This window comes from Subsaximicrobium wynnwilliamsii (genome assembly GCF_007997225.1).
In the GTDB taxonomy this organism is placed as follows: Bacteria; Bacteroidota; Bacteroidia; order Flavobacteriales; family Flavobacteriaceae; genus Psychroserpens; species Psychroserpens wynnwilliamsii.
Genome location: NZ_VORM01000010.1, coordinates 1 through 26,381, shown reverse-complemented (window position 1 = coordinate 26,381; position 26,381 = coordinate 1). Strand labels below are relative to the sequence as shown.

Annotated in this window: 21 protein-coding genes and 1 rRNA gene; 15 read left to right on the top strand and 7 right to left on the bottom strand. The window is 39.4% G+C overall.

Features of this window, described 5'->3' with window-relative positions; all coding sequences use genetic code 11:
- Positions 1 to 2,172 (top strand): DUF3857 domain-containing protein, encoded by a 2,172-nt coding sequence (locus tag ESY88_RS10160; RefSeq protein WP_147086659.1) that lies wholly within the window; start codon positions 1 to 3, stop codon positions 2,170 to 2,172.
- Positions 2,173 to 3,226: 1,054 nt separating this feature from the next.
- Here ESY88_RS10160 and ESY88_RS10140 read toward each other — a convergent pair.
- On the bottom strand, positions 3,227 to 4,597 hold the full coding sequence (locus ESY88_RS10140) for an alanine/glycine:cation symporter family protein (RefSeq protein ID WP_147086658.1): 1,371 nt from the start codon (positions 4,595 to 4,597) through the stop codon (positions 3,227 to 3,229).
- Between the two features lie 90 nt (positions 4,598 to 4,687).
- On the opposite strand from ESY88_RS10140, the gene ESY88_RS10135 reads away from it, so the two are divergent.
- Positions 4,688 to 5,782, top strand: coding sequence for a heparan-alpha-glucosaminide N-acetyltransferase domain-containing protein (locus ESY88_RS10135; protein ID WP_147086657.1), 1,095 nt, complete (start codon positions 4,688 to 4,690; stop codon positions 5,780 to 5,782).
- 89 nt (positions 5,783 to 5,871) lie between these two features.
- Positions 5,872 to 6,987 carry a DUF2914 domain-containing protein gene (locus ESY88_RS10130; RefSeq protein WP_147086656.1) on the top strand — a complete coding sequence of 372 codons (1,116 nt, stop codon included), beginning with the start codon at positions 5,872 to 5,874 and terminating at the stop codon, positions 6,985 to 6,987.
- Positions 6,988 to 7,081: 94 nt separating this feature from the next.
- Here the strand turns inward: ESY88_RS10130 and ESY88_RS10125 are convergent, their stop codons facing one another.
- The 5 genes from ESY88_RS10125 to dapF form a co-directional block, all read right to left on the bottom strand.
- Positions 7,082 to 7,753 (bottom strand): peptidoglycan-binding protein LysM, encoded by a 672-nt coding sequence (locus ESY88_RS10125; protein ID WP_147086655.1) that lies wholly within the window; start codon positions 7,751 to 7,753, stop codon positions 7,082 to 7,084.
- A gap of 107 nt (positions 7,754 to 7,860) precedes the next feature.
- Positions 7,861 to 8,772: a DUF2279 domain-containing protein gene (locus ESY88_RS10120; protein ID WP_147086654.1), complete on the bottom strand. Its 912-nt coding sequence runs from the start codon at positions 8,770 to 8,772 to the stop codon at positions 7,861 to 7,863.
- 1 nt (position 8,773) lies between these two features.
- On the bottom strand, positions 8,774 to 9,817 hold the full coding sequence (gene mltG / locus ESY88_RS10115) for an endolytic transglycosylase MltG (RefSeq protein ID WP_147086653.1): 1,044 nt from the start codon (positions 9,815 to 9,817) through the stop codon (positions 8,774 to 8,776).
- Positions 9,817 to 10,341, bottom strand: a complete 525-nt coding sequence (locus ESY88_RS10110; protein WP_147086652.1) for a GNAT family N-acetyltransferase — start codon at positions 10,339 to 10,341, stop codon at positions 9,817 to 9,819. Before ESY88_RS10110 ends, mltG begins: the two co-directional genes overlap by 1 nt.
- Positions 10,335 to 11,114 (bottom strand): diaminopimelate epimerase, encoded by a 780-nt coding sequence (gene dapF, locus ESY88_RS10105; RefSeq protein WP_147086651.1) that lies wholly within the window; start codon positions 11,112 to 11,114, stop codon positions 10,335 to 10,337. The genes ESY88_RS10110 and dapF overlap by 7 nt, the downstream gene beginning before the upstream one ends.
- 196 nt (positions 11,115 to 11,310) lie before the next feature.
- Here dapF and ESY88_RS10100 point away from each other — a divergent pair, with 196 nt between their 5' ends.
- From ESY88_RS10100 to ESY88_RS10045, 12 genes are all read left to right on the top strand, one after another.
- Positions 11,311 to 12,747, top strand: coding sequence for a trypsin-like peptidase domain-containing protein (locus ESY88_RS10100; RefSeq protein ID WP_147086650.1), 1,437 nt, complete (start codon positions 11,311 to 11,313; stop codon positions 12,745 to 12,747).
- A gap of 151 nt (positions 12,748 to 12,898) precedes the next feature.
- A complete protein-coding gene (locus tag ESY88_RS10095) occupies positions 12,899 to 14,347 on the top strand; it encodes a glyceraldehyde-3-phosphate dehydrogenase (RefSeq protein WP_147086649.1) in 1,449 nt (482 codons plus the stop codon).
- 149 nt (positions 14,348 to 14,496) lie between these two features.
- Entirely contained in the window at positions 14,497 to 15,102 is a 606-nt protein-coding gene (locus tag ESY88_RS10090; protein WP_147086648.1) for a tRNA (guanine-N1)-methyltransferase, read from the top strand.
- Positions 15,103 to 15,224: 122 nt separating this feature from the next.
- Positions 15,225 to 15,569: a DUF2834 domain-containing protein gene (locus tag ESY88_RS10085; RefSeq protein ID WP_147086647.1), complete on the top strand. Its 345-nt coding sequence runs from the start codon at positions 15,225 to 15,227 to the stop codon at positions 15,567 to 15,569.
- Between the two features lie 200 nt (positions 15,570 to 15,769).
- The gene (gene trmD, locus ESY88_RS10080) at positions 15,770 to 16,444 is read left to right on the top strand and encodes a tRNA (guanosine(37)-N1)-methyltransferase TrmD (RefSeq protein WP_147086646.1); all 675 of its coding nucleotides are present in this window, start codon (positions 15,770 to 15,772) and stop codon (positions 16,442 to 16,444) included.
- A 299-nt stretch (positions 16,445 to 16,743) separates the two neighbouring features.
- Positions 16,744 to 17,094: a 50S ribosomal protein L19 gene (gene rplS, locus ESY88_RS10075; protein WP_147086645.1), complete on the top strand. Its 351-nt coding sequence runs from the start codon at positions 16,744 to 16,746 to the stop codon at positions 17,092 to 17,094.
- A gap of 795 nt (positions 17,095 to 17,889) precedes the next feature.
- Positions 17,890 to 20,112 (top strand): NADP-dependent isocitrate dehydrogenase, encoded by a 2,223-nt coding sequence (locus ESY88_RS10070; protein WP_147086644.1) that lies wholly within the window; start codon positions 17,890 to 17,892, stop codon positions 20,110 to 20,112.
- Positions 20,113 to 20,187: 75 nt separating this feature from the next.
- Entirely contained in the window at positions 20,188 to 22,566 is a 2,379-nt protein-coding gene (locus ESY88_RS10065; RefSeq protein WP_147086643.1) for a TonB-dependent receptor, read from the top strand.
- A gap of 3 nt (positions 22,567 to 22,569) precedes the next feature.
- On the top strand, positions 22,570 to 23,382 hold the full coding sequence (locus ESY88_RS10060; protein WP_147086642.1) for a DUF4249 family protein: 813 nt from the start codon (positions 22,570 to 22,572) through the stop codon (positions 23,380 to 23,382).
- 190 nt (positions 23,383 to 23,572) lie between these two features.
- The gene (murQ, locus tag ESY88_RS10055; RefSeq protein ID WP_147086641.1) at positions 23,573 to 24,397 is read left to right on the top strand and encodes an N-acetylmuramic acid 6-phosphate etherase; all 825 of its coding nucleotides are present in this window, start codon (positions 23,573 to 23,575) and stop codon (positions 24,395 to 24,397) included.
- Complete coding sequence (locus ESY88_RS10050; RefSeq protein ID WP_147086640.1) at positions 24,381 to 24,620, top strand: DUF6095 family protein; 240 nt, start codon at positions 24,381 to 24,383, stop codon at positions 24,618 to 24,620. The genes murQ and ESY88_RS10050 overlap by 17 nt, the downstream gene beginning before the upstream one ends.
- A 1,174-nt stretch (positions 24,621 to 25,794) precedes the next feature.
- Positions 25,795 to 26,184: a transposase gene (locus ESY88_RS10045; protein WP_317128680.1), complete on the top strand. Its 390-nt coding sequence runs from the start codon at positions 25,795 to 25,797 to the stop codon at positions 26,182 to 26,184.
- Positions 26,185 to 26,297: 113 nt separating this feature from the next.
- Here the strand turns inward: ESY88_RS10045 and rrf are convergent.
- Positions 26,298 to 26,381: ribosomal RNA gene (rrf, locus tag ESY88_RS10040) — 5S ribosomal RNA — on the bottom strand; the annotation flags it as partial.

The window sequence follows — 26,381 nt, the reverse complement described above, 5'->3', positions numbered from 1 at the left end:
ATGACCAAAAAACTACTCGCGCTATTACTACTCTTCCAATCCCTGAGCGTGCTTTCCCAATCTAAAGAAGCCTTGGAGGCCAAAAACTTTTTCTGGGGAGAAGCGGATAAATCAAGAACAGTAAGTGATATTCCTGCAAACCTGCAAAATGAATCGGCAGTGATTCTCTATAAAAACGAGAACTACGACTTTCACAAATACGGGAAAAATGTGACTTACACCAGCTCCATTAGAAAGCGAATTAAGTTACTGGATCAGGCTGCGGTTGATGAGTTTTCAGAATTTTCGTTCCAGGAGCGCTTCTACTCCTCCAAAGGTCAGTTCAATTGGTTTAGAAAAGGCAGCACCACGGTTGGCATCAAGATTATAAAACCAGATGGCAGCGAGACCGAAATAGACGTCGAGGCGGAAGCCATTGAAGTGGATGGCGAGAATAAATTGGCCATTGCCAATCTCGAAGTTGGCGATATCATAGACTATTACTACTTCACTAAGGAGCCTTTTAAAAGCACTTATGCCTTCGGTTTTGAACCCGTTGAGAAACCCTTGGCCGAAGAATATCCCATCCTGGAGTACAAATTATTCTTTGAGACCGAAAATGATTTTTTCATCAACTTCAATTCCTACAATGGCGCGCCAAAACTTAGCGAAATCCCTACGGAAAAACGCAACATGCGACGCTACGAACTCACGGAAATCAACATCCCGAAAGGCGACTTTACCCGTTGGTTCTATCCTTTGGTCGAATTGCCATCCTATAAATTCCAAGTCTATTTTGCCCGCTCGGGGAAGTTTGAGGATCTCGCTTTAGCCTTTCTCCCAAAAAATGAAGCCACCATCAAGACCTCTGTGAGCCAACAGGAAGTCTTGGAGCTTTATGAAAACCGATTTAGGCCCGATGGTGACTTAGGCGATGTCAAAGATTACTTCAAGGGCAAAACCTTTGAAGACGATGCCCATAAGGTTACAGCTGCCTATTATTACATGCGGCATTATTACCTTACTCGCTTTATGGAGGCCTTTTATGCCAAAGATGCCAATATTTCGCCCTATCCATTTATGGTCTATGGCAACAATGTGGTCTTTATTCAAAGTCAAAAACAGTTTATCAGGCATTTTACTGAATATTTGAGACGCCAAAAAATCGCTTATGAAATTGTGGTTGCTAAAAACCGTTTTGATGGTACGCTAGACGATTTGCTTATCGAGAACAATATTGAAATCCTAGTAAAGATCAATACTGAAAAGCCACTCTACGCCTCCTTCTTTGGACCACATACCAACATCAACGAATTTTCCCCATTACTCGAAGGCACTGAGGTGTATTTGCTATCTGCGTCACGGTATCGCATAGATCAAATCAATAAAGGCAAATTACCAAGTTCAACCTATGCCGATAATGAGACTAAAAAGAACATTACGCTGTCCTTAAATGAGGCCATGGACGGCTTTAAACTCACTGCAGTCAATAGCTATAAGGGCCATGAGAAAAGTGACCAGCAATACGACCGTTTTCTCTATACCGATTATGTGAGCGAAGACTACAAAAAATATGAGACCGAAACATGGGTCGACATGGTACGACGGGAAAAAGACCAAGAAAAATATCAAAAAGAATTGGATGCCTTGACCGAAAAATTGAGAAGCACACAAAAAGAACGTTTCGAAGACAGTGCTAAAGCCGAATATTTTGCCGATGCCCTTGAAGATTACACCTACCAAATCAATGCCAACGGACGCTATAGTCTGGATTCGTATTTTATTTTCACTGAAGGCTTTACCACCAAAAACACGCTCATCAAGAAAGCGGGGCCAAATCACATCATCGAAATCGGTAAACTCATTGGCGGCCAAATTGACTTGACCAAAAAGGAGCGCGAGCGCAGTGAAAACATCTACTTACCCTACCCTAGAAGCTACAATTACCAAATCAACATGAAGATCCCTGATGGTTATTCGGTTTCAGGCTTGGAAAAGCTCAACACCTCGGTCGACAATGCAACAGGCGCCTTCATCAGCACTGCTAAAATAGAAGATGGTGTTTTGATCATCAATACCTTTAAACGCTATAAAAACTACTTCGAACCCAACAGCAATTGGGAACAGATGATTGCGTTTTTGGATGCCGCCAATCAATTTACAAATGAAAAGATTCTGCTGAAAAAGGAATGAATGAAGAGGAAGATGAAGATGAAGATGGAGATGAAGATGAAGACGAAAATGAACTTGAACTTGAACTTGAACTTGAACTTGACGCCGACTTGAAAGTGCTCATAAAGCGATATTGATTGGAAGTTCGCATTTGAATGTTTTAATTGTAAGAGGAAGAGGAAGATGAAGATGAAGATGAAGACGAAATTGAAATTGAACTTGAACTTGAACTTGACGCCGACTTGAAAGTTCTCATAAAGCAATATTGATTAGAAGTTCGCATTTGAATGTTTTAATTATGAGCGAAGGCGGAAGACGAAGACGAAGATGAAGATGAAGACGAAAATGAAATTGAACTTGAACTTGACGCCGACTTGAAAGTTCTCATAAAGCGATATTGATTAGAAGTTCGCATTTGAATGTTTTAATTATAAGAGAATGAGGAAGAGGAAGAGAATGAGGAAGATGAAGATGAAGACGAACTTGAACTTGAACTTGAACTTGACGCCGACTTGAAAGTTCTCATAAAGCGATATTGATTAGAAGTTCGCATTTGAATGTTTTAATTATAAAAGGAAGAGGAAGAGGAAGAGGAAGATGAAGACGAAATTGAACTTGAACTTGAACTTGAACTTGACGCCGACTTGAAAGTTCTCATAAAGCGATATTGATTAGAAGTTCGCATTTGAATGTTTTAATTATAAGAGAATGAGGAAGAGGAAGAGGAAGATGAAGATGAAGACGAAATTGAACTTGAACTTGAACTTGACGCCGACTTGAAAGTTCTCACAAAGCGATATTGATTAGAAGTTCGCATTTGAATGTTTTAATTATAAGAGGAAGAAGAAGAGGAAGAGGAAGATGAAGATGAAGATGAAGATGAAGATGAAGATGAAGACGAAATTGAAATTGAACTTGAACTTGACACCGCCGTGAAAGTTCTCATCAGCGATATTGATTGGAAGTTCACAAATGAATGTTTTAATTATGAGCGAAGGCGGAAGACGAAGACGAAAATGAAATTGAACTTGAACTTGAACTTGAACCTTGAACCTTGAACTTTGAACCTAAAATATCAAACCTGAAAACGCTTCCTATAGGCCTTAATTTCCTTGACTACCCTTGGCGCCATAATTAAGGTTGCGGTCATGGTTGGGATCGCCATTAAGGCAAATACGCCGTCAATGAGATTGATCATGGTTCTAAAATCTGTGGTCGCTGCCAGAATAATGCTCAAAATGTAAAAGTAGTTATAGATGTGTTTGTGCTTCGTACCAAATAAGAAGGACATGCATTTACTGCCGTAGTAAGAATAGGAAAACAGTGAAGAAATACTAAATACAAACACACAGACCATCAATGCATAAGCGCCAATACCCGGCATGGCGTCTTCAAAGGCAGATGCTGTAAGTGTCACACCATTATCTGAAGTGCTTTGCCAAACACCAGTTACCAAAATTGCCAAAGCAGTTAATGTACATACCACCAAGGTATCAATGGCAGGCCCCAACATAGCGACCAAGCCTTCACGCACCGGCTCCTTGGTTTTTGCGGCCCCGTGAGCCATTGGCGCTGTACCAATACCTGCTTCGTTGGAAAACGCACCCCGGCGAATGCCCAGCAAAATCAAGGCACCCAACATACCACCAAGAAATGCATCGCCTTTTATGAAATTTGCCTCAAAGGCATCGGTCACAATAAGTAGTAGATATTTGGGAACTTCAGTATAGTTCATCCCCAAAATAATCAACACCAAAATAAAATAGAGCAGTACCATGGAGGGCACCAGCTTTGAAGCAATATTACTAATGCGTTTAATGCCTCCCAAAATCACTATGGAGGTCACAACTACAAGAATCGCAGCAATCAGCAAATCGGAATAGACATTGACCTCAACACCATTGGGGATCAATAAAATATCGTTCACAGCCTGCTTGAGTTGATTGACATTGACCACCGGCAGTGCACCCAACATACCAAACGCACTGAACATAACGGCCAAGGGTTTCCAGCGTTTGCCCAAGCCTTCCACGATGAAATACATGGGGCCACCTTGAAGGTCGCCATTACTGTCCTTACCCCTGTACATAACTGCCAAGGTGCAGGTGAAAAATTTAGTGCTCATACCCACGATGGCACTTACCCACATCCAAAACATCGCTCCAGGCCCACCAACCGCTATTGCCAAAGCGACACCAGCAATATTGCCCATCCCAATGGTTGAGGATAGTGCGGTAGTCAATGCCTTGAAATGACTGATTTCCCCAGGATCATTGGGATCGTCGTATTTGCCTCGCAACACTTTCAAGGCATGTGAGAATAGTGTAAAGGGTATGAATTGGGAGCGAATCAATAGGTATATTCCGCCACCTATCAACAAAATCAACAAGGGTAAGCCCCAAGCTAAAGAAGAAAAGCTGGCGACAATCTGATCTAGTTTTTCCATAATTTTTGCTGTAAGGCCTTCCGAAGATATTACTTTCGCACAAAGCGGCCTTAAAAATTTAAATTATATTTAGGCCAAATTTGACCTAGCTTGAAATCTGACAGATTATTTTTTATCGATGCCGTAAGAGCCTTTGCCATTTTAATGATGCTTCAAGGTCATTTTATCGATACGCTGCTCAATCCAATCTATCGCGATGAAAGCAACATGGCGTATTTGGTTTGGTCCTATTTTAGAGGCATTACCGCTCCAACCTTCTTCACTATTTCTGGTTTGGTGTTCTTGTATTTATTGCTAAAAGCCAAGGCTGCTCAAAAAGATAAAAAACGCATCAAAAAAGGGATCTATCGCGGCTTGTTGCTTATTGCCATAGGTTATACGCTTCGAGCAGATGTATTTGGTTGGTTTCAAGGAAAGTTCCAGGATTATGTGCTAGTGGTAGATGTATTGCAATGCATAGGCCTGTCCCTAATACTATTGATTGGATGCTATGCACTGTTGCGCAATCAACTTATGATCTTATCGGTTATGCTACTGAGTTTAGGAATACTAAGTTTTTTGACTGAACCACTCTATCGTGGTTTGGATTTGACTTTTATTCCAAAGGTTTTCGCAAACTACATGACCAAAGCCAATGGCTCCATATTTACGATTTTGCCATGGTTTGGCTTCACGGCCTTGGGTGGATTTCTGGCCACCGTTTTCTTCGCGCAAGTTCACAAGCCACGCTTTAGATTGTTTACCGTTATTTTATTTTTTGCTTTAGGGCTGTTTTTAATCCATTATTCCTCGTGGTGTTTGATGCAGGTTTACCGTTGGAGCGATGTACAAGTGTTCAAGGATGTCGCCTATTATAATTATTTATTTACACGCTTCGGAAATGTCTTGGTCTTATTTGGCGTTTTTTATGCTGCGGAACCTTTATTGAAGCAGTCCATCATTTCAAAAATCGGACAGAAAACCCTTTCCATTTACGTGATTCACTTCGTTATTATCTTCGGAAGCTTTACCGGATTGGGTCTGAAGCATTTCTTTAGCGAGAGCCTAACGCCAACTGAAGCCATTGTTGGCGCTATCTTATTCATGTTTCTGGTTTGTCTCATTTCATTTCACTACGTAAAGACCAACGCCTTTCTATACAAAAGCGTTCGCCAACTCATAAAACGCATTCGAACAAAAGATTAGGATTAATATTCAGCTGCTCCTCTAAAATTACGATCATGTTTCATTACTAATCGAACAATTGATCTATATTTATCGCAGCAAAAACCACCATGAAACGCACCCTAGTAAAATTTAGAAATAGTGATTTTCGACAATTCATAACAAGACATCAAAAATATGCGCCCATCCTTTTTTTTATAGGTGGGTTTATTTTTGATACGCTCACATTGGGTCGCATAGATCGCATTTATGACATTAGTGTGTTGTGTTTGCACATGACCTCGCTCACCATTACCCTTTACCTCTTCAACATCATGGAAGATGGCAAACTGAGAAACACCATCTTTGAGCGCTTCGAACCTTATTTCCCATTGGCCATACAGTTTTTCTTTGGTGGTCTTTCAAGTGCCTATGTGGTCTATTTCTCGAGAAGTGTCTCACTCTCAAAAACAATCACCTTTTTTATCATATTGGTACTATTGCTTTTTGCGAATGAGTTGCTCAAAAAACGGATTTCCAATAAATACTTACAATTTACCGTCTATTTTTTCATCAGCTTTACCTTTTTCACATTCATGCTTCCAGTATTGTTCAAAGAAATGAATACTGCTATGTTCATCATCTCAGGTTTGGTAAGTTTGGGCAGCACCTTGACCTTGATCATTTTTATCTATAGCAGGAGTCAAAGTACCCGCTTAGAAATTAACTTAGCCAAGCTTTTGGGCATGGTCTTTATAATCTATGGCACAATAAACGTGTTTTATTTTTTCAATATGATTCCGCCAGTGCCTTTAGCTATGGAAACCGGTCTCGTCGCACACAGCATCGAGATCAAAAACAACAAATATGAAGTGAGTTACGAGCGCGACGAGTGGTATGTTTTTTGGAGGCAACACAACTCCGTATTTACCCATCACCCAGGCGAAAATGTGTATGTCTTTTCTTCCATTTTTGCGCCAACCGATTTAAAAAAAGCCATCTCCCATCGTTGGGGCTGGTTGAATCCAGATACTAATACTTGGGAAATCTTTGACGATATTGGTTTTGAGATGACTGGTGGAAGGGATAACGGTTTTAGAGGCTATACCTTTAAAAACAATGTGAAGGATGGCACTTGGAAGGTCGAGGTAATCACTGAGGAAGGACTTGTACTGGGCGTTATAGATTTTGAAATCAAAACCAGTGCTTCTGACCCACCAATCCGGATGATCACACGCAAGTTTTAGTGTGGTATCATCTAAAATTCTTGAGCAATCAAGAACTTATGCATCTTAAGCAAAAGCTAAAAGAAACTGCCTGATAAAAAATAGTTATTCTGAATTAGATACGCGCTTTAGCCTTTTTGTTGGCAACAATAAAAGAAGTGTCATAACCTGCGAACTTCTTCATGTAATGACCTACTGTTGTACCGTAAGCATCGGAAAAATTATAACTACCAGAGCTTCTCAAGTATTTCTTAACCGTTCCAGCACCTGCTAAATGTGCTGCGGCCAAAATCCCAGACTCTGTTATTTTAACCCCTCCAATGGTTTTCCCAACAGAACGCTTGATGTCTTTTCTCAAAATCCATTTGTTGCGCGCAGCATTTGCCAAAAACGCCTTTTCCTGTAATTTCGGATTGTACAAAAACTGGTTCGGATTGTAAATACCAATCAATTTGAGCGTTTCTGAACCAAATTGGTATTTTCCCAAATAGCCCAAGGTATTTACCGAAAAGTAATTGCCTCTGGATTCCTTAAAAGCAAGTGCTTCCTTGAAACCATTATAAGACTTACCCAAATAAGGAAAATATGCGTGATGCTCGTGAAAGGGTGCGGCGAGTTCGTTGGACTCGGTGTTCATTGCCAATTCATGCGATGTGGTATAATCAAATTCCATACCTTCGGTAGAATAAAGACTCATATCCAGTTTTGGACCTGGTTTGAGAGCCATAAACAATAAAGAAAAAATAGCTAGAGGGATAGCAAAATAATGACTTACTTTATTAATCATAACAGCTAACTTTTTGTAGGACTAAAATCTGTTTTCAGACCTTACAATTTGCGCGTGCAAAGATACACCTATTTTCAACTTATTGAAAATTAAAGGTTAAAGTGTTGTTAAAAGTAGACAGCGTGTAGCTTAATGCCATTTTTGCCGTTGAACTCAAGGGTTGGAAAAGGAACCTTAATGAGGTTGAAAACATCAAAAAGTGTTTTTAAAATGTAGGAATTTGTTTTTATCCGGGTTAAGTCCACATCTAGGCTTAGGTAAAATTGACGCTGGCGATTTTGCTGGGCAAATACCCCGGTTTGTGTCTCGTTTGTTCCAGTGAGCATCCCCTCGGCACCATAACCAATGGCCACATTGATCCACTTCGGAATTTTAGAGGTTTTAAAAAACGAATGCACATTGGCACTCAACCAATAGGTTTGACCGTTGTAATCCTTCAGCAGTTCTTCTAATAAGCCGTCACCCAATTTATCTGGGCGTTGTTTGGCAAAATCAGTTTGATGGAAGGAATACTTTAAATTTATGCGCTGCTCCTTCCAAAGCAATTCTTGGCCAACATATAAACCAGTGCCTGTTGCATTAGCTGCCATATCACTCCATGAAAATCCCCATTCTTCAGAAAAACCGTCAAAAACCTCAACCGCAGTCAAAAAGCCAAAACCTAAAGTGGCACCATAAATCAACTGGTCTCTTTTGCTAACTCCAGACCAATTTAAGACGTTTGCACCTGTTTTTCCAAGTTGGTACGCAGAGAAAACATGACCCAGCTTATCCATTTGCAACCATTCATCAGCATCATCGATGGTCTTAAAACTGCTCTGGGGATAATCGGCATACCAAAGTTGATTCAAACCAATAAGTGTGATTGAGGCTAAGGTTGCTTCAGAAATAACAACCGCATTTCTACGTGAGGTGTCTAGGGAGTCACTGGGTTTTAAAAAACTTTCAAATCTGGATTGAGAATGTGCAGAAAGTGAAGCAAGAGCTATCAACATGACATATACCAATCCTTTTTTCATGTTATTTATTGATGCCTTGATTAGAAAGGTAACGCTGGTACTCTCTCGCATTTACATTGTGTTGCGCTAGGGTCTTAGCGAATTTATGAAAGCCCATTTTATTCGCATTTGCTGCAAAATAAAGATAAGAGTGCTTTTCAAAATTCAAGACGGCATCAATGGCAGTGATGTCTGGCATGGCAATGAGTCCTGGAGGCAAACCGCGATTCATATAGGTATTGTAAGGCGACTCAATGTCTTTATGAACATTGAGCACGCGCTTGATAACCGTGTTTTGATATTTGGGTAATTGATAGGCAGCATATTTTAAGGTGGGATCTGCTTGAAGTGGCATCCCAATCCGGATTCGGTTCATATAAACGCCTGCAATACGAGGTTGCTCGCTGGCTTGTTTGGATTCTTCGTGCACGATGGACGCTAAAGTAAGCACTTGATCTCTTGTCAAACCGATGCTTTCGGCTTTTGCTTTTCTGGCATCATTCCAAAAGCGATTGTATTCCTTCAACATACGATTGCGAAAGGTTTCTGCAGAACTATTCCAGAAAAACTCGTAACTGTTGGGAATATACATCCCCAAAGCTGTTTGTTTATTGAAACCACTGGCTTTGAGAAATTCGGGATCGGTCATCGCACTAATGAGCGATAAACTATCGGCCTCAATTTGACCGGAGATGCGACCTGCCAATTTCGCCAAATTTTCTTGATTGTTAAAGGCTATTGTGATGGGCAAATTTTTACTTCTTATGCTATTGATGATGTCATTATTGCTCATCCCTTTTTTAATGACGAAACGTCCAGACTTGAGATTAGTGGTATATTTTTTCTGTTTTGCAACGGCATCAAAACTGCCAATATCTTTTAGAAGTGGTTGCAATTGCTCCCTAACCTCGGCATAATTGGCATCGGTTGGCACAAAAATATAGGCATCCTCATTGTCGAAGGCGGTGTTGGGAGACAACATGGCATTGTAGATATAGTAAGCGAAAATACCGGCACCTACCAAGCCTATGATGGCGATGACCCAAAGAATTTTTTTAATATACATTAGCTGAAGATTCGTTGTAGAAGATATTCGTTTTTATAGTTGCCCTTGATAAAATTCCAGTCTTTTTTGAGACCTACGATTTCAAAACCTTGATTTTGGAAAAGGCGAATGCTTTGCGTGTTCTCTTCGGAAATATTACAATACAATTGATGCATGTCCAAATGAGAAGCACAGTAATTGATCAGGAGCTGTAAGGCTTCCTTCCCGAAACCGCGCGCTCTGTGCTGGGCATCCTTGATCAACACACCAATGCCTGCGCGTTTATGTTTCACATCAAAATCAAAAATATCAATAAGTCCCAAAGTCTCATTCTCATAATTACAAATGACCAATCGCAATTGCTTGACGTCGTATATATCTCGGTGCGCATTCTCTAAATATTGCTGCAGAATGAATTTCGAGTATGGCGTGTTGGTATGACTAATATCCCAAACCGATTCATCATTCTCAATCTCATGGAGAAAGCCTAAATCTTCTGGTTCCAGAGCCCTCAAAAAAATTTTCGCTCCTTTTAATGTTACCATACGATTGCCCCTTTAAAAACTTGGGTGGCTGCCCCAATGAGCCAAATATCTTGATAGCCAGTTTCAGTTTTCTCAAAAGAAACCTCCAATGCTCCGCCGGGTGTGAGTAATTTAATGCGATTTTTATCGGTTTCGCCGGTGTAATTCATGGCAAGCGCCACAGCGGTCACACCAGTTCCGCAGGAATAAGTTTCATCTTCCACGCCTCTTTCATAAGTTCTTACTGAAAAACTATCAGCAGCATTTTTAGTTACAAAATCAACGTTGGTTCCAGCTTCATTGTAAGGAGCTCCATACCTAATACTCGCACCTCTGGATTTGACATCCAATCGATTTAAATCGGAAACCAGCTCCACATGATGCGGCGAGCCAGTATCTAAAAACGTATGCGTTTTATGGGTTTCGATGCCCTTGACATCCTGCATTTGCAAACTTACTTTGTCGCCTTCAATGTTGGCGCTATGTGCTCCATCAATGGCCTCAAAGGTGGCTTGCGTTTCAATAAGACCTAAAAATCTTGCAAAGGCCACGATACATCTACCGCCATTTCCGCACATGGAGCTTTGATTGCCATCTGCATTGAAATAAACCATCTTAAAATCCATTGTATCATGGGATTCCAATAAGATCAGTCCGTCTGCACCTATGCCAAAACGTCTGTCACACAAATGTGATATTTTTTGGGATTCGTAATTTGCAATGATCTTCTGACGATTATCTATCATCACAAAATCGTTGCCTGTGCCTTGGTATTTATAAAATTCGAGTATCATAGTGCTTGCAAATATAGCAATAAAGACGAGAAAAATCGGCTGTTAAATGTGTCTTAAGAACCTGGTTAAAGTGCGTTAAAGTTAAAATTGAAATTCAATAAATAATTATCTTTGGTCGTTATCAAAGAAAGCCGCTTGAAGGCTTTATTTCAGCAACATACACTATTTTCAAAATTTTCAAACAAACGATACTTATATGAAAAAGTTTTTAATTCTGGTTTTTGTTTCCATGCTAGGCGGCATCATCGCATTATCTGCCTATCTATTTTTCTTTAATGCCACAGCTCCACAGGCAGAGCAAGTCTCTACTGCTGATCAACCCTACTTTGTACCGGCAAATTACAATGGGGATGCCAAGACCAATGCTTTGATACATGCTGAATCCCCGAATTTCGTGGAAGCTGCGGAAAACAGTATTCATGCAGTGGTTCACGTAAAAAACACGTCAATCGTATCCAATCCAGCCACCTTTCAGGATTTATTCTACGGAAGGCAATCCCAGCCTAGAACACAAGTAGGAACTGGCAGTGGTGTGATCATTTCGCCAGATGGACATATCATCACCAATAATCACGTGATTGCTGGATCCGATAAAATCTCAATTACTTTAAATGACAATCGGGTGTATGAAGCCCGCCTTGTTGGTACTGACGAAAAAACCGATATAGCCCTTTTAAAGATCGATGCAGACGAACCCTTGCCATCCATTCAGTTTGGCGATTCAGATACTATAAAGGTTGGCGAATGGGTTTTGGCAGTTGGCAACCCGTTTAACCTTACTTCTACCGTTACTGCTGGTATAATTAGCGCTAAGGCAAGAGATCTTTCTGGCAGAAACTCACAAAGTTTCCTACAAACCGACGCTGCAGTGAATCCAGGAAACTCAGGAGGTGCTTTGGTAAATGCCAGAGGCCAATTGATTGGTATCAATACCGCAATTTCATCTCAAACAGGTTCTTATATTGGATACTCGTTTGCGGTGCCAAGTAACATTGCCAGAAAAGTGGTGGAAGATATTATTGAATTTGGTGACGTTCAAAACGGAATCTTAGGCGTTTCAATCTTAAATCGCAATTCAAAAGAAGCCATTGATAAGGGTATCAATCAAATTGATGGGGTTTATGTAAGTAATGTAGAGGACAAATCTGGTGCTAAGAAAGCGGGTATCAAAGAAGGCGATATCATTAAAAAATTAGATGAAATCACCATTTCCAAATTTTCAGATTTAAGTGGTTATCTCAAAACAAAGCGCCCTAATGATGTGGTAAATGTTGAAGTGTTACGTGATGGAACTCTTAAGACCATTTCAGTAAAACTATCTAAGACCGATATTGTAAGTGTCGATTTCATAGATATGAAACTGCAAAACTTGCCAGATTTGGTCAAGAAAAAATACAACATCAAAAACGGAGTCATGGTAACCGACACCGAAAATGCCTTTTTGTACAAGCGCCTAGGGATTACGCGTGGCACGGTAATTACGGGCATCAATGATATGGCCATCAATAACATCGAGGATTTAGCACATTTCAAAGCGCAGTATGGCGATGATGTGATTGACAATATTGAAAAATTGAAATATATTGACGGTAGTCTCAAAGAAAAGGAAGTGTATTTCACTGAAAATAGATAAGCCTTTTTTCAACACTATCGAAACTAATCAAAACCCTTCTGGAATTAAATTTCTGAAGGGTTTTTATTTTAATCAAATCGTTACGATAACGTTTGAAATATAGTATTTTTGCAAGCTAAAATCAAAACACAACCTTTAATTTAAAGACATCATGCCTTTACAGGGAACTTACGAACAAGAACTTGCTTTTCAAGCAGACCGCCGACGGGCAACCGTAGAATTCATTAAAATCATCAGTGACCTTTGGTACGACAAGTCCATTGAATTGGTGCTTTTTAGAAACCAGCTCATCGATCGCAACGTGAGCGAAATCTTAAATCTTCATGAGTATGCTGGTGCGTTTGTAAAGAAACCCATTTCCATTTTTGATTCGGTTGAAATTGCCCAAGCCATCAAAGACTTAAATTTACCACCGGCAAAATTGGACATTGGCAAACTGACCTATGAGTTCCATTTGGACGACCAAAAGTACAGCAATGCCACTGGTTTCGTTGCCGAAAAGCTTAAAAACGCAAAGAAAAACAAAGTCAATCCACCTAAGGATGTGGTCTTGTATGGCTTCGGAAGGATTGGTCGTTTGGTCGCAAGGGAGTTGATGACCAAAACAGGAAAAGGCAGTCAAATGCGTTTGAGAGCGATTGTAACCCGCGGAAAAATAGACGCAACTGTTTTAGAGAAACGGGCCTCTTTATTGAGAAATGATTCCGTGCACGGTAATTTTTCCGGCACCGTTAATATTGATGTCAAAAACTCAGCCTTGATTATCAATGGCACGACCGTAAACGTGATTTCAGCGAACCATCCAGAAGACATCGATTACACAGCCTTTGGCATCAAAAACGCCCTAGTGATAGACAATACAGGCGCTTTTAGAGACAAAGACGCACTAGGCAGACACCTCAAATCCAAAGGAGTTTCAAAAGTATTGCTAACAGCTCCAGGCAAAGGCATTCCAAACATTGTACATGGTGTTAACCATTTGGAATACGATCCTGATAAAGTGAATATATTTTCAGCAGCGTCTTGCACAACAAATGCCATTACCCCTATTCTTAAAGCCGTTCAAGATGCTTTTGGCGTTGTGAGCGGACATTTGGAAACCATCCACGCCTACACCAACGACCAAAACTTGGTAGACAATTTCCACAGCAAATACCGTCGCGGCCGGGCAGCAGGGCTCAACATGGTCATTACTGAAACCGGAGCAGGACAAGCGGTCACAAAAGCATTGCCTTCCTTCGAAGGAAAATTGACCTCAAATGCCATTAGAGTTCCAGTTCCTAATGGTTCTTTAGCAATTCTAAACCTGGATTTGGAAACAGAAGTTTCCGTAGAAGACATCAATACGGTCATGAAAAACAATGCTCTGGAAGGCTGCTTGGTAGAACAGATCAAATATGAAATGAGCGATGAGCTGGTATCGAGCGATATTGTTGGAAGCTCTGCTCCTTCCATTTACGATAGTAAGGCAACGATTGTGAGAAAAGATGGCAAAAATGCCATCCTATATATATGGTATGATAATGAGTATGGTTACAGTCATCAAGTTATTAGATTAGCCAAATACATTTCCAAAGTAAGACGCTTTACGTATTATTAATGAATTAAACATCTAAAATTTATTAAGCAGCGTATATTATTTAACCTCGCAATTTGTGAGGCTAAATAATATACCATAATTCAACAAATACTCATAAATTTAGTATATTGTCGGCTCAAAATCAAACTCTTAAATTGAATCCAACCAGAATGAACTTTTTCAAAACGCTCTCACTTACAATACTTTGCTCATTTTGTCTTTTGAACAGTAATGCACAAGATGATGACAAGGATAAGCTCTCGCTCAACGAAGGCACCATAGACAACCAATTTGAATACCTTATACAACGGTCAAATGATTATCAAGATTATAAGGTCGTCAAAAAAACCTGGTTATACACCTTAAAAGAGCATACCATGGATTCGCTCAATGCGGTGCGAAATGATCTCACTGATACTAAACAGGTTGTTGAAAGACAAACCAAAGAGATTTCAGATTTAAAGAAGAATTTAAACAGCACCGAAACTGACCTTGACAATACCATCGCTGAGAAGGACAATATGGCTTTGTTTGGCATCCCAATGAGCAAGGGCAATTACAGCATGCTTATGTGGATCATCATTGCGGTATTGATTGTGTTGCTTCTGTTTTTTATCTATAGATTCAAGAACAGCAATACTGTGACCAAACAAGCGCAACTGTCACTTTCTGAGACTGAAGATGAATTTGAGGAACACCGCAGAATAGCTCTCGAGCGCGAGCAAAAAGTGAGACGCCAACTACAGGATGAATTGAACAAGCATAAGAATAACTGATCTTTTAGCTGATATTTCTTCGGAAGTATTTGTCTACCAACCAATATTTAGAACATCTGTAAGCCCGCTGAATCGATTTTGGTAAGTTTACAGATGTTTTGTTTCATGTCAAATCGAAATTTATGAAATTCAAACACCTCTACCTCCTACTCGCCATTATAGGCCTGATTTACACATGGTATTTTAATATTCAGTTCTATCAGACAGCAACAGACACCTCCATTCTTAATTTTATAGATTTGACCAAAACCACGATTCCAGCGCAATCCATAGTTGCCGACATCACGGTAGTGGGCATCACTTTTCTGGTCTGGATGGTTCATGAATCGCTAAAGCTCAAAATCAAGTATTGGTGGCTGATAATCCCTCTTAGCTTTTTGGTTGCGTTGGCATTTAGTTTTCCGTTGTTTCTATATATGCGAGCAAATCGATTGGAAAAAATTGGAACGTTGGAAGCACGAAGCTAAACTATCAATCCAAAAGCGAAAGCAGATTAAAAACGAAACACTCCAATACAGGGAGAAAAGACCGGAGACTGAAAACTGGAGACTGAAGACCGGAGACCAAAGACCGAAGACTCCAAACTGAATACTGGAGACTGAAGACTGCAAACTGCAAACTGAAAATAACTACATTTAAATTACCTTTGCAATCATATTTTAAAATCATGCGCATAGATATCATTACCGTTTTACCCGAGTTGTTGAAGAGTCCGTTTGAGGCCTCCATTTTAAAACGTGCCATCGAGGCCGACTTGGTTAGTGTGCATTTTCACAACTTACGCGATTATGCCACTGGAGGTTACAAAGCCATAGACGATACCCAGTTTGGAGGTGGCGCAGGGATGGTAATGATGATTGAGCCCATAGACAAATGCATCACTCAACTCCAAAGCGAACGTGAGTATGACGAGATCATTTATATGACGCCAGACGGCGAGCGTCTCAATCAGAGCATAGCCAATCAAGTATCCTTAAAGGAAAACATCATCATCCTTTGTGGTCATTACAAAGGTGTGGATCAAAGAGTTCGCGATAAATTCATCACTCGAGAGATTTCAATTGGTGACTATGTGCTTTCGGGAGGCGAGCTGGGTGCAGCAGTCTTGTGTGACGCCATTATTAGATTGATTCCAGGAGTCTTGGGCAATGAGACTTCAGCATTGACCGATTCATTTCAAGACGGACTTCTTGCACCTCCAATTTACACCAAACCACGCGAGTATGACGGCATGAAAGTGCCCGAAGTGTTGTTTAGTGGCAACTTCCCGAAAATAGAAACATGGCGTGAAGAGCAAGCCTATTTGAGAACCAAGGCAAGACGTCCTGATCTATTGGATTAAAAAAATAAGAATTCGGGAAGCATTTTCAGCGCGGCTATGCACCAAAAGTCAAAAGATTCATTAAGAATTATCGTGTCGAGGCTCTCAAGCTAACCCTAATTGTTCTTCTGCTAAGAGACTAGCATTTTCATAGTGAACGGGCTCAAAACGTTCAACGTTAAAATAGACCTTCAGCTTGAACTTTGAACTTATTCAGTTTGGAAATTAAATAAAAAGAGTATCTTTGCAGCCAGTTTTGGATTAACCTCTGGCGAAATACGTGAATGTTGCTTCGAACAAACCATTATAAATATAAAGAGATGAGTTCTTTAGTAGATTTTGTACAAGACGAATTTGTAACAAGAAAAGAGTTTCCAGCATTTGGAGCAGGTGATACCATCACCGTTTATTACGAAATTAGAGAAGGTGAAAAAGTACGTACCCAGTTTTTTAGAGGTGTTGTGCTACAACGTAAGGGCACCGGGACCACTGAAACCTTTACCATCAGAAAAATGTCAGGAACCATAGGTGTAGAGCGTATCTTCCCTATCAATTTGCCTGCACTTCAAAAAATTGAAGTCAATAAGAAAGGTAAAGTTAGAAGAGCAAGAATATTCTACTTTAGAGGTCTTACTGGTAAGAAAGCGAGAATCAAGGAAGTTAGAAGATAAGCTTTCCAAACCACATCATATAAATCCCTTTGACCGTTTAAATTGGCAAAGGGATTTTTTTATGAACTATTGTTAATAAGCCTAGTTAATAAGATGTGGATATATCTTTCACGGTTTAACTTGCAAAACACACTTTAATTTATTACTTTAGTAACGCAGTAGATAACAAACCTTGTTTGTTTTTGAATTATTTCAAATTTCAGTCTGTTGCCATAGGATGTAAAAATTCTATGTAATTGTTTTTTGAGATCGTCAAACCAATTTTGGTTTGTGATCATGAAGCTATGTCAGTGTTATCGATGTTCACGCAGCGGTAGATTGAGTAGTGAAAAGTTCTAAAAGAGTAGCAGAATCGAAAGTGCACGTGAAGATGAGGAACAATAGTATTAATGCGAGGTCATTTATTTGACATTAAAAGTATTTAATACTATCAAGAAAAACAGTTAAAATCGAAACTTAATTGTAACATGTCAATACATTTTGAAAGTTACTTAAAGTTTCATTGGTTTAGTGCATTTTGTAACGTTTGTGAGGTTTTAGAACACCAGTTCAAAATCTTACTTTTTAACCTAAGAGTTGAACTCGTTCGCGATGAACTAAATCAAAAAAAGCCATATCAGTGTAGTTTTACTACTGTGATATGGCTTTTATCGTTTATAAACTGTGCTGCTTCATTTCCATTCCAGCCCTCCTTTTACCCACTTAATCCGCTACGTTTAACGTTCCTAATTTTGTATATTTGCAGCACTAAAAATAATTTAGTTTTATTCCAATCCATTAAACTTTAAACCTCCTATGGCAAAAACACCTAGTATAATCTATACAAAAACTGACGAAGCACCTGCATTGGCAACGCATTCATTACTACCAATCATTCAGGCCTTTACCAAGTCATCAAATATAAATGTAGAATCACGTGATATCTCTCTAGCCGCACGTATTTTGGCTAATTTTCCAGATTTTCTCACAGATGAGCAAAAGGTTCATGATGCGCTGGCAGAACTAGGCGATCTCGCCAAAAGAAAAGAGGCCAATATCATTAAATTACCAAACATCAGTGCTTCCATCCCACAGTTAAAGGACGCCTTGCTAGAATTACAATCAAAGGGTTATAAATTGCCCAACTATCCTGATGAGCCTAAAAACGAAGCAGAGAAAAGCATTAAATCGCGTTACGATAAAATAAAAGGCAGTGCTGTAAATCCAGTGCTTCGCGAAGGAAACTCAGACAGACGCGCCCCAAAAGCGGTCAAGAATTTTGCGAAAAGACATCCGCATTCCATGGGTAAATGGGCTGCAGATTCAAAAACCCATGTGGCGACCATGTCCCACGGCGATTTCGCACATAATGAAATATCCATTACCCTGCCAGAAGCCACCTCGGTAAACATAGTACATACAGATGCCTCTGGAAACACCACAGTGCTAAAGGAGAATCTCAATTTGCTCAAGGGCGAAATTATTGATGCCACCGTTATGAGCAAAAAAGCATTGATAGAATTTTTAAAAGCAGAGGTAAAGGATGCTAAAGATAAAAACGTGTTGTTTTCCTTGCATCTAAAAGCCACCATGATGAAAGTCTCTGATCCAATCATTTTCGGCCATGCCGTGCGGGTTTACTTTCAGGATCTTTTCAAAAAATACGATACACTCTTCGATGAAATCAGCTTCGATCCCAACAATGGCTTCGCAAATTTAATCGATAAGTTAGACCAGCTTCCATCTGAAAAACGCAAGCAACTAGAAAAAGATATTGAAGCATCCTTTGAAAATGCACCTTCAGTAGCTATGGTAAATTCCGATAAGGGAATTACCAATCTACATGTCCCAAGTGATGTGATTGTAGATGCCTCCATGCCGGCAATGATTCGTACTTCAGGAAAAATGTGGAATGCGCAGGGCAAGCTGCAAGATACAAAAGCAGTCATCCCAGATAGTAGCTATGCGGGCGTTTTTAGCGCCACCATTGATTTCTGCAAAAAGCACGGTGCTTTTGATCCCACCACCATGGGTACAGTGCCCAATGTTGGTTTGATGGCCCAAAAGGCTGAGGAGTACGGTTCTCACGATAAAACTTTTGAAATTGCTTCCGATGGTAAAGTGGAAGTCATGGATGCAAATGGTGAAATTTTGACCAAGCATGATGTTGAACAAGGTGATATTTGGAGAATGTGCCAGGTTAAAGATGCACCAATCGAGGACTGGATAACACTAGCGGTCTCTCGAGCAAGAGCCTCAAAAATTCCTGCAGTTTTTTGGTTGGATGATGAAAGAGCGCACGATGTAGAATTGATAAAAAAACTAAATATATATTTACCCAAATTAGACACCTCTGGTCTTGAGATTAAAATACTCTCGCCAGTTGAAGCTACAAACTATACTTTAGAACGAGTAAAGGCTGGTCTTGACACAATTTCCGTATCAGGTAACGTGCTAAGAGATTATTTAACCGATTTATTCCCGATTTTAGAATTGGGAACCAGTGCCAAAATGCTCTCCATAGTCCCATTGATGAATGGTGGTGGTTTATTTGAAACAGGGGCTGGCGGATCGGCACCTAAGCACGTGCAGCAATTTTTGGAGGAAAACCATTTGAGATGGGATTCTTTGGGTGAGTTTTTAGCTTTGGCAATGTCCTTAGAGCATTTTGGAAATGTGAATGACAATGAGAAAGCCATCATTCTTTCTGAAACATTAGACGCTGCAACCGAAAAGCTTTTGCTCGACGGTAAGTCTCCTTCTAGAGTGGTCAATGAAATTGACAATAGAGGCAGCCATTTCTATTTGGCCATGTTCTGGGCAGAAGCTTTGGCTAATCAAACAAAAAATGAAGCACTTAAACATGAATTTGCTCAAGTCTTTAGGGATCTCCAAGCGCATGAAGCTAAAATTTCAGAAGAATTGATTGTGGTACAAGGAAAATCATTGAACATTGGCGGTTATTATGAACCAACAGAAGACTTGGTTTCTCAAGCCATGAGACCTAGTGATACATTCAATAAAATCATCAACGGTTAATAACGGTTTAATTTTTTAATTTAGTTAAGCTTCATTCTTAAATGGAGCTTTTCCTATTTTTGGTAAATTTTTTTAATGACAACAAAATCCTTTATTGTAATAATTTTTGTTTTAATTGTTTCTACTGTTTTTGCCCAGGCACAAGACAAGTTTACATTAAGCGGCATCATTACCGATGCAAGTACCAATGAGACTTTGATTGGGGTCAACATCATTTTTCCAGATGAGCAAACAGGTACCAATACCAACGAATATGGTTTTTATTCCATTACCTTACCAAAAGGTGAATACACACTCAGTGTTAGTTATCTCGGTTACAAACCGGTCCAAGAAATCATAGTTCTGGACGCTGACAAAAACATGAACTACAAGCTCAATGCATCTTCAGAAAGTCTTGATGAAATTGTGATTACAAGGGATGTTGAAAGACTCAACATACGCAAACCCCAAATGAGTATGAATGCACTTTCCATAAACACAATCAAACAAATGCCAGTGGTTTTGGGCGAAGTGGATGTGATCAAGTCCATCACGCTCTTACCTGGCGTTACAAATGCGGGTGAGGGGGCTTCAGGGTTCAATGTGCGAGGTGGCGCAGTAGACCAAAATTTAATACTTTTGGATGAAGCCACTATATTTAATTCTTCACATCTTTTCGGCTTTTTCTCTGTTTTCAATCCAGATGCGATAAAGGATATTAAACTTTACAAAGGAGGTATCCCCGCAAAATATGGGGGTAGGGTGTCTTCTGTTTTGGATATTTACCAAAAAGACGGCAACAGTAATAAATTTCAAATGAATGGCGGTATTGGGATCGTTTCGAGCAGGTTACTAGTTGAGGGTCCAATAAAGAAAGAAGTCGGGTCTTTCCTATTAGCAGGAAGAAGCAGTTATGCCCATTTATTCCTTCCGCTTTTTGATTTAGATAGCAAAGCCTATTTCTATGATCTCAACACAAAATTGAGCTATCGCTTGGATGATAAAAATAGTATATTTCTTTCGGGTTACTTCGGTAGGGACGTCTTTAATATTTCAGATTCCTTTGAAAACACCTATGGCAATACCGTTGTCAATTTTAGATGGAACCATTTATTTTCAGACAAGCTCTTTTCAAATTTTTCTGCTATTTATTCTGATTACTTCTACGGTCTCAATCTTAATTTTGTTGAATTTAATTGGGATTCGGGAATTTCAAATTTCAATTTGAAATACGACCTCAAAAACTATATCAGCACTGATTTCAAACTTGAATATGGTATCAACAGCATCTACTATAAATTTAATCCGGGAGATATCAAGCCTTCCACTGCAACTTCGGGGATCAACCCTTTTAAACTGACAGATAAGTACGCTTTTGAAAATGCCATATACATTGATGCCGAACATCAAGTGACCAATAAACTAGCGCTTTCTTATGGGCTTCGGCTGAGTACGTTTCTAAGGTTGGGACAAGACCAGCTCAACCAATATGAAAATGACAACCCCATTGAATTTAATGAACAGTTACAAATCTATGAAAAAGCAGTTCCTATTGGTTCCAGCAGCTTCCGAAGAAGTGAAGTACTCAAATCCTTCATGAATTTTGAACCTAGATTATCTTTAGCTTATCAATTAAACGACTATTCTTCAGTTAAAGGAAGCTACAACAGGATGAGCCAATATTTACACCTGCTCTCAAACACCAATTCGCCTACACCTTTAGATATTTGGACGCCAAGTGGTACCTTTGTAAAACCTCAAATTTTGGATCAAGTCGCCATTGGCTATTTTCGATCATTTAACAATAATGCCTACAGTCTTGAGGTGGAAAGCTTCTATAAAAAAATCAAAAATCGTATCGATTATGTGGACGGTGCTGATTTGATTGCCAACAATGCCATTGAGCAAATTATTTTAAACGGAAGGTCTAGAGCTTATGGTCTGGAAGTGCTTTTTAGAAAAAATGAAGGTAGATTCACGGGCTGGCTATCCTATACACTATCAAAGTCTGAACAACAAACCGAAGGCAGAACACCTGAAGAAATTGGAATCAATAATGGCGACTGGTATTACACCCCTTATGATAAAACCCATGATATTTCCCTAACCGGAAATTATGAACTCAACAAAAGATGGAATTTTAGCAGTAATTTTATATTCACAACGGGACAACCATCCACATTTCCAAATGGTCAATATGAATACAACGGAATTATCGTCCCAAACTTTGAAGCACGAAATTCTAGCCGGCTCCCCGCTTACAACCGCTTGGATCTTGCGGCCACCTATAATCCAAAACCCAATAGTGCAAAGCGGTGGAAAGGCGAATGGGTTTTTAGCATATACAACGTATATAATAGAAGAAACGCAGCCTCGATTACCTTCGGCCAAAATCGAAGTACGGGTGTAAATGAGGCCACACGGTTGGCGATTTTTGGGATCATCCCTTCTGTCTCCTATAATTTTAAGTTTTAGATCATGAAAAAATACATAGCCATACTCCTTACATTGCTATTCGTTTCCTGTGAAGATGTGATTGACGTTGACCTTAATGAAGCGGCACCAAAATTGGTCATTGATGCTTCTATCGACTGGTATAAAGACAGCATGGGTCTAGACCAACAGATCAAATTGACGCTATTGACGCCTTTTTTTAACCCAGAAATAGCACCTGCAACCGGTGCCGTGGTATCAATTACAAAAGATAATAATGAAAGCTTTGAGTTTCTAGAAGAAGGGGAATCTGGTATTTACACCAATAACACCTTTATTACAGAGCTCAACGCCACTTACACACTTTCCATTTTGTATGATGGCGATACTTATTTTGCTACCGAAACCTTGATGCCTGTAGTAAACATTGATTACGTAGAACAGAATGATGAAGGCGGTTTTAGTGGAGAAGACATCGAGTTGAAAGCATTTTACACCGATCCTGCCAATGAAGAAAACTATTATTTTTTCGAATTCATAACCGATATTGTTGAAATTCCCAACCTTGAAGTTTACGAGGATCGTTTTACAGATGGCAATCAAATTTTCGGCTTCTATAGCGAAGAAGACTTGGCGTCTGGAGATATAGTAACCATTAGAAACCATGGTATATCAAAAAGATTCTATGAGTACATGTTCATTTTATTGCAACAGAGCTCAGAAGGAGGCGGTGGTCCATTTGAAACTCAACCTGCAACAGTAAGAGGAAATTGCATCAACCAAACCAATCCAGATCATTTTCCGCTTGGGTATTTTCGGTTGTCTGAGGTAGCTGAACTTATATATACCGTACAATAATTTGGGCGTTACCCACTTGCTCTAAGGAGCAAGTGAGCCGTGCTATCCGTTATATCTTTATGCAAATCGAAACTATTTTAATATTAGACATTTGAGGCTTATCGCATGAGAGTTTATAACAAGCTTTTCAATTTGCATAAAGGATGCCACTTCTATCACTAACGCTTAAAAAAATGGCTATTTTTACATTATGACATTCATAAAAACAACTGAACAGGCATCCAATTACGATCATCTGGAAAAAATGACTGTTAATGAACTCTTGGGTCATATCAACAAAGAAGATCAGTGCGTTCCTATAGCGGTGGAAAAAGCACTACCACAAATTAAAGCTTTGGTGGCACAAATTGTGAACAAATTGAAAAATGCAGGCAGACTCTTCTATATTGGTGCAGGTACTAGCGGGCGCCTGGGAATTCTCGACGCATCAGAGTGTCCACCAACCTTTGGGGTAGCTCCAGAAATGGTTATAGGCATTATTGCCGGTGGCGATCTTGCCATAAGAAATGCGGTAGAATTTGCAGAAGATTCAACAACTCAAGGGTGGCTCGATTTACAATTTCACAAAATAACAGCTAAAGATGTTGTTATTGGCTTAGCGGCATCGGGCACTACGCCTTATGTGGTTTCAGCTTTAGAAGCTTGCAATCAACATGATATTATTACAGGATGCGTCACTTGCAATCAAGATAGCCCATTAGCCAAAACCTCCAATTTTCCAATAGAGGTCATAGTTGGGCCAGAATTTGTAAGCGGAAGTTCCAGGATGAAAGCTGGTACCGCTCAAAAGCTCGTACTCAATATGATTTCAACCTCAGTAATGATTCAGCTGGGTAGAGTAAAAGGCAATCGTATGGTAGATATGCAACTCAGCAACACTAAATTGGTGGAGCGAGCTGTCACCATGTTGATGCAAGAACTCAATATTGAAAAAGAGGAAGCGCAAACATTAATAAAGCGGCACAAGAATGTAAGAACCGCGCTAATGAACTATAAAGATGGAAGAGACAAATAGAACCGATAAAGATATTTTAGTCAAAGGCGTAAAAACAATGGCTCTATCTGCCGCCTTGATGTTCTTGGGCCCCACCTTACTTTACATCGCGTTGAGTAATAAAGAAAAACCATTATATATCCCAATTTTAATAGTAGCCTTAATAGCTTGTGGTTCAGCTATTTACTTTGGATTTAAGGGATTAAAGACCATCATGGATAGTATGTTTAAGAAACGCCAATGAAATTGAAAATACTTATAAACACAATTCATTCAATAAATATCACTGGAATTCAAAGAACAAACGCTTAGACTACACGTAGCATTTTTTAAAAGATTGCAATTAACTATCATAATACTACCATTATAGTTTCTGCAACGGAAAAAAAAATCAAAATCTTCCTATATTTAAAAGCGAAACGTTACTAAGCACACCAAACCTAAAAGGCACCTACAGAAAAGTATCATAAAGCCCCGGTAACTTGACCCTACATAATCTTCACTCTTCCTATCTAATTTAATCGATGCTAATAGCAGAGCATAGAATCCTATTAAACTTTTAAGCAGGCACCAATAAAATATTACAGTGTCAATACGAAGATGGTCTAAGTTAAGGTTAAAAATCAGCAACCTACAAAAACGCTTCAAAGTGATACATCTTTTATAAATTTTGGGTTAACTCATTCCCGCTCATAAACAAGTACTAAAAAAGGGCAAAAGCTCTGCTACGAACGACGCCCTCATTTGGCATATTTCAGACTCCGAAAAAAGATTAGGTAAACAATGTTCCCAACATCTACACGGGTGTTTATGCAGATTACAAGCAAAAAACCAGCTATTCAAAGCGCTCTCAGGTATAAAAATGTAACTGAGAACAGACTAAATAGGCTCAAACGTATAAATAGATTACATAAGAAGACTTAGTAGTGATACGTTTGCGAGTTTTAAGTATTGCTCAAGATCAGGACCAGCAGCATTTAACAAGGATAATTTATTTTTTGACTTGATTTTAGTTTCGATTGACCTAGAACTTATGAAAAACACAAGCAGATGCTAAGTCGTTAAAAAACAATATTTTAACGTTAGTTCAGATGGCGAATTTTTCACAAATCCTTCTGAAAATTTGTTGAAGAGATAAACGCATCAGCACTAAAGGAAACTGATAAATTGTTACTCCTAAAGAATTAGCAATTTGGATTCGAGGAGGAAGTCATAGACAAGAAGTGAGTATTTAATCGATTAAATGCCGGAAATTGCATCGAAAAATACTTCAGTATTGCTAAAATAGTATTCAATGAAAGGGTGGCCTCAAATTATATGGGTTTTAGAAACGTAGAATTCTTCCTGTATAGATTAACAACAATTTTTGCATGATCTTAAAGTCCCACAACTTTATGACTTGATTCCAAGGAGCAGATATCTACTCTATAAGTACAAGTAGTAAATGGACTGAAAATCAATCTAAAAGAGCGGAAATACTTTTTGAACGCTATCCCGATCTGGAAAAAGCATATAGATTATGCCAGAACCTATCTTGGATTTTTAATAATACAAAGGACAAGACCTCTGCACTGATAAGATTGGCAAAGTGGGATGAGAAAGTTAGACAGGCGAAATTTAAAAGCTTTAACACCATATCCAGAACAATGTCAATCCATTATCAAAATATACTGAACTACTTTGACAACAGAAGCACCAACGCTTCTGCAGAATCGTTCAATGCAAAAATAAAAGCTTTTAGAGCGCAGTTCAGGGGTGTTAGAAATGTAGAACTCTTCCTATATAGACTAACAACAATTTTTGCTTGATCGTAGAATCCCACAACTTTTTGACTTGATCCTTCAAATTGCCGTTTCCGTTCATTTTCAGAAACAGCCCCAAACAAAAAAAGTCCCCAACACGTATGTGTTGGGGACTTCAAGGAAGGCGGCGACCTACTCTCCCACGAGATGCAGTACCATCGGCGCAAACGGGCTTAACTTCTCTGTTCGGAATGGTAAGAGGT

What these genes read in the sequence shown, in the direction of transcription:
- ESY88_RS10160 (WP_147086659.1), top strand. Translation starts at nt 1, where the DNA reads ATGACCAAAAAACTACTCGCGCTATTACTACTCTTCCAATCCCTGAGC.
- ESY88_RS10140 (WP_147086658.1), bottom strand. Translation starts at nt 4,597, where the DNA reads ATGGAAAAACTAGATCAGATTGTCGCCAGCTTTTCTTCTTTAGCTTGG.
- ESY88_RS10130 (WP_147086656.1), top strand. Translation starts at nt 5,872, where the DNA reads ATGAAACGCACCCTAGTAAAATTTAGAAATAGTGATTTTCGACAATTC.
- ESY88_RS10125 (WP_147086655.1), bottom strand. Translation starts at nt 7,753, where the DNA reads ATGATTAATAAAGTAAGTCATTATTTTGCTATCCCTCTAGCTATTTTT.
- ESY88_RS10120 (WP_147086654.1), bottom strand. Translation starts at nt 8,772, where the DNA reads ATGAAAAAAGGATTGGTATATGTCATGTTGATAGCTCTTGCTTCACTT.
- mltG (WP_147086653.1), bottom strand. Translation starts at nt 9,817, where the DNA reads ATGTATATTAAAAAAATTCTTTGGGTCATCGCCATCATAGGCTTGGTA.
- ESY88_RS10110 (WP_147086652.1), bottom strand. Translation starts at nt 10,341, where the DNA reads ATGGTAACATTAAAAGGAGCGAAAATTTTTTTGAGGGCTCTGGAACCA.
- dapF (WP_147086651.1), bottom strand. Translation starts at nt 11,114, where the DNA reads ATGATACTCGAATTTTATAAATACCAAGGCACAGGCAACGATTTTGTG.
- ESY88_RS10100 (WP_147086650.1), top strand. Translation starts at nt 11,311, where the DNA reads ATGAAAAAGTTTTTAATTCTGGTTTTTGTTTCCATGCTAGGCGGCATC.
- ESY88_RS10095 (WP_147086649.1), top strand. Translation starts at nt 12,899, where the DNA reads ATGCCTTTACAGGGAACTTACGAACAAGAACTTGCTTTTCAAGCAGAC.
- ESY88_RS10090 (WP_147086648.1), top strand. Translation starts at nt 14,497, where the DNA reads ATGAACTTTTTCAAAACGCTCTCACTTACAATACTTTGCTCATTTTGT.
- ESY88_RS10085 (WP_147086647.1), top strand. Translation starts at nt 15,225, where the DNA reads ATGAAATTCAAACACCTCTACCTCCTACTCGCCATTATAGGCCTGATT.
- trmD (WP_147086646.1), top strand. Translation starts at nt 15,770, where the DNA reads ATGCGCATAGATATCATTACCGTTTTACCCGAGTTGTTGAAGAGTCCG.
- rplS (WP_147086645.1), top strand. Translation starts at nt 16,744, where the DNA reads ATGAGTTCTTTAGTAGATTTTGTACAAGACGAATTTGTAACAAGAAAA.
- ESY88_RS10070 (WP_147086644.1), top strand. Translation starts at nt 17,890, where the DNA reads ATGGCAAAAACACCTAGTATAATCTATACAAAAACTGACGAAGCACCT.
- ESY88_RS10065 (WP_147086643.1), top strand. Translation starts at nt 20,188, where the DNA reads ATGACAACAAAATCCTTTATTGTAATAATTTTTGTTTTAATTGTTTCT.
- ESY88_RS10060 (WP_147086642.1), top strand. Translation starts at nt 22,570, where the DNA reads ATGAAAAAATACATAGCCATACTCCTTACATTGCTATTCGTTTCCTGT.
- murQ (WP_147086641.1), top strand. Translation starts at nt 23,573, where the DNA reads ATGACATTCATAAAAACAACTGAACAGGCATCCAATTACGATCATCTG.
- ESY88_RS10050 (WP_147086640.1), top strand. Translation starts at nt 24,381, where the DNA reads ATGGAAGAGACAAATAGAACCGATAAAGATATTTTAGTCAAAGGCGTA.